This window comes from Nocardiopsis sp. TNDT3 (assembly GCF_003427465.1).
Classification (GTDB): Bacteria; Actinomycetota; Actinomycetes; order Streptosporangiales; family Streptosporangiaceae; genus Nocardiopsis; species Nocardiopsis dassonvillei.
In genome coordinates, this window is sequence record NZ_QPFC01000100.1 from 1 (window position 1) to 3,740 (window position 3,740).

Genomic DNA, 3,740 nt, shown 5'->3' on the forward strand with positions numbered 1-3,740 from the left:
CCCCTGCGCCGCCTACGCGGCGGCGGCGCAGGGGACTCGGCGCGGAACCCTGTTCTTCGGTGTGCCGACGGTGTGGTCGCGGATCGCCCGCGACCCCGACAGCGCACGCGCCCTGTCCGGGGCGCGGCTGCTGGTCTCGGGCAGCGCCCCGCTGCCCGACACGGTGGCCGACGGCCTGCGGGGGGCGTGCGGCCACAGCCCCGTGGAGCGGTACGGGATGACCGAGACGCTGATCACCGTGGCGGCGCGCGCCGGCGCGCCCCGGCGCACCGGCTGGGTCGGGACGGCGCTGCCGGGTCTGGAGACGCGGCTGCGCGGCGAGCACGGGGAGCCCGTCGCCTCCGACGGCGAGAGCGTCGGTGAGCTCCAGGTCCGCGGCGCCACCCTGTTCGGGGGCTACCTCGGGCTGCCGGAGGCCACGGCCGCGGCGTGGACCGGGGACGGCTGGTTCCGCACCGGCGACGCGGCGGTCCGCGACGGGGACGGCTGGCACCGGATCGTGGGCCGGATGTCGGTGGACATGATCAAGACCGGCGGCTACCGGGTCGGCGCGGGCGAGGTCGAGGCGGTGCTGCTCGGCCATCCCGGGGTGATGGAGGCCGCCGTGGTGGGCGAGGCCGACGACGACCTCGGCCAGCGGATCGTGGCCTACCTGGTGGGCGAGGGCATCTCCCCCGAGGCGGTCATCGACTTCGTGGCCGAGCGCCTGTCGGTGCACAAGCGCCCGCGCGAGGTGCGTGTGGTGGACACGCTGCCGCGCAACGCGATGGGCAAGATCCAGAAGAAGCTGCTGGGCAACGCGTCCGCCTGAGTGTCGGCGGGGCGGCGGCCCGCCCGCCGGAGCGGGGTCGGCGAACGCGTGCGCGCGGATGGCCGCGGGCCCGCCGTCCGGATGGGGGGGTTCTCCCCCGCTGGAGCACTTGCCCAAGCAGCACTTTTACGTCGTAGATCACAAAAGGGACATTCCGCTCCCCGCTGGCGCGCGGTGAGACGGCTCTCCTGGGTACCGTCAGGGCCCGCAGTGCGGGGGGGCGGAGCCGGGTTAGGCGCACCTTTGTTGGAATCATTCCAGAAAAGTGGTTCAATGGGCGCATGCACCAGACGGAGACCGAGGCCCTCCTCCGGGGGGCTTCGCTACGCGTGACCCGACCCCGGGTAGCGGTCCTGGAGGCGGTCGGGGCTCATCCGCACGCCGACGCCAGCACCGTACTCCAGGCGGTCCGCGGCCAGCTCGGTGCGGTGTCCACACAAGCGGTGTACGACGTGCTCAAGGCTCTGACGGACGTCGGACTCGTCAGGCGGATCGAACCGGAGGGGTCGCCCGCGCGCTACGAGCGCAGGGTGGGCGACAACCACCACCACGTGGTCTGCCGCAGCTGCGGCACGATCGCGGACGTGGACTGCGCCACCGGAGCCGCGCCCTGCATGACGGGTTCGCAGGACCACGGTTTCGCCATAGACGAGGTCGAGGTCACCTACTGGGGCATCTGCCCCGACTGCCAGAAGGCCTGACACACGCCCGGTGCCCTGACCGCGGCACCGAAAGATCCCACCTTAGGACCGAGGAATTCATGTCTCAGGACAACACGAAGCCGCTGACCACGGCCAACGGCGCCCCGGTAGCCAACAACCAGAACAGCCTCACCGCCGGACCGCGCGGCCCGATGCTGCTCCAGGACCTGTGGTTCCTGGAGAAGCTCGCGCACTTCGACCGCGAGGTCATCCCCGAGCGTCGGATGCACGCCAAGGGCTCCGGAGCCTTCGGTACCTTCACGGTCACCCAGGACATCACCCGGTACAGCAAGGCCGCGATCTTCTCCGAGGTCGGCAAGCAGACCGAGATGTTCGCACGCTTCTCCACCGTCGCCGGTGAGCGCGGCGCCGCCGACGCCGAGCGCGACATCCGCGGTTTCGCCCTGCGCTTCTACACCGAGGAGGGCAACTGGGACGTCGTCGGCAACAACACCCCGGTCTTCTTCTTCCGTGACCCGCTGAAGTTCCCCGACCTCAACCGCGCCGTCAAGCGCGACCCGCGCACCAACATGCGCTCGGCCGAGAACAACTGGGACTTCTGGACCAACCTCCCCGAGGCCCTGCACCAGGTCACCATCGTGATGTCGGACCGCGGCATCCCCGACGGCTACCGCCACATGCACGGCTTCGGCTCGCACACCTTCTCGTTCATCAACGAGGCGGGCGAGCGCTTCTGGGCCAAGTTCCACTTCCGGACCCAGCAGGGCATCAAGAACCTCACGGACCAGGAGGCCGCCCAGGTCGTGGCCGGGGACCGCGAGTCCGCGCAGCGCGACCTGTTCGAGGCCATCGAGCGGGGCGACAACCCCAAGTGGACCTTCTACGTCCAGATCATGCCCGAGGCCGAGGCGGCGGACTACCGCTTCCACCCCTTCGACCTGACCAAGGTCTGGTCCAAGAAGGACTACCCGCTCATCGAGGTCGGCGAGTTCGAGCTCAACCGCAACCCGGAGAACTACTTCGCGGACGTGGAGCAGGCCGCCTTCACCCCGGCCAACCTGGTCCCGGGCATCAGCTTCTCGCCCGACCGCATGCTCCAGGGCCGCCTGTTCTCCTACGGTGACGCCGCCCGCTACCGCCTGGGCGTCAACCACCACCAGATCCCGGTGAACTACCCGCGCGGCGCCAAGCTGGTCAACACCTACCACCGCGACGGCACGATGCGCGTGGACGGCAACCAGGGCGGCGTGCCCGGCATCGAGCCCAACTCCTACGGCCGCTGGCAGGAGCAGCCCTCCTACGCCGAGCCGTCGCAGGCCATCGGCTCGACCGCGGACCGGTTCGACTACCGCGAGGACGACGACAACTACTTCGAGCAGCCGGGCAACCTGTTCCGCCTGATGAACGCGGACGAGCAGCAGCGCCTGTTCGAGAACACCGCGCGCGCCATCGACGGCGCCTCCCAGGCCACCATCGAGCGCCACATCGGCAACTGCACCAAGGCCGACCCGGCCTACGGTGAGGGCGTGCGCAAGGCGATCGAGGCCCTCCAGGCGGGCAAGGTCTCCGCGACCGACCCCAACTCGGACGCCGTCTGAGCAACGCCCGAAGCCCTGATGCCCTGATCGGGGCAGGGGCGTGAGGACCCCGGATCCGGGTCCGATCCACCGAGCCGACGCGGCCCCGACCGCGTCGGCTCGGCCCGTTCCGGGGCCGGGCCCCGGAGGGCGCCGGGCACCGTCGGGCCCGGGGGCCGCGGCGGCGCGGCCCCCGGGTCGGGATCAGCGGATCAGGGCAGCAGGTGGGAGCGGCCGAACATCTCGGCCGCGGCGCGGGCGCTCGGCGTGCCCGCGTCGAGGTCGGCGCCCGCGGCGACGAGCAGCGCCACGATGCCCTCCTCCCCCTTGAACAGCGCGCCGGCCACGGGAGTCTGGTCCCGGTCGTTGCGCAGGTCCACGTCGGCGCCGCGGTCCACGAGGGCGCGGACCGCGGCCTCCTGGCCGTGGTAGGCGGCGAGCATCACCAGGGTGTTGCCCTGCTCGTCGCGGGCGTCCACGGGAAGGCCGTGGTCGAGGAACTCCAGCAGCTCCTCCGTGCGCCCCTCCCGGGCCAGGTCCATGGCCAGGGCGATGACCCGGCCCGTCTGCTCTGCGGAGAGTTCGTTCATGGGTTCCATGCTAGACACCTCCACCTGGCCGAACGCGCGCACGCGGCCCCGGCGGAACCCGGAGGGCGCCGGGGCGGAGCGGGCCGGGGACGCCCGGGGG

Annotated in this window: 4 protein-coding genes; 3 read left to right on the forward strand and 1 reads right to left on the reverse strand. The window is 71.7% G+C overall.

Going from position 1 to position 3,740, the window contains the following annotated elements:
• The 3 genes from DQW06_RS02845 to DQW06_RS02855 all read left to right on the forward strand — a co-directional run.
• Positions 1 to 811: AMP-binding protein (locus DQW06_RS02845; RefSeq protein WP_157983329.1), on the forward strand; the 811-nt coding region annotated here is incomplete at its 5' end.
• A gap of 281 nt (positions 812 to 1,092) precedes the next feature.
• On the forward strand, positions 1,093 to 1,512 hold the full coding sequence (locus tag DQW06_RS02850) for a Fur family transcriptional regulator (RefSeq protein WP_013153727.1): 420 nt from the start codon (positions 1,093 to 1,095) through the stop codon (positions 1,510 to 1,512).
• A gap of 59 nt (positions 1,513 to 1,571) precedes the next feature.
• Complete coding sequence (locus DQW06_RS02855) at positions 1,572 to 3,071, forward strand: catalase (RefSeq protein WP_013153728.1); 1,500 nt, start codon at positions 1,572 to 1,574, stop codon at positions 3,069 to 3,071.
• A 191-nt stretch (positions 3,072 to 3,262) separates the two neighbouring features.
• Here the strand turns inward: DQW06_RS02855 and DQW06_RS02860 are convergent, their stop codons facing one another.
• Entirely contained in the window at positions 3,263 to 3,640 is a 378-nt protein-coding gene (locus DQW06_RS02860; protein WP_041553165.1) for an ankyrin repeat domain-containing protein, read from the reverse strand.
• Positions 3,641 to 3,740: the final 100 nt, after the last annotated feature.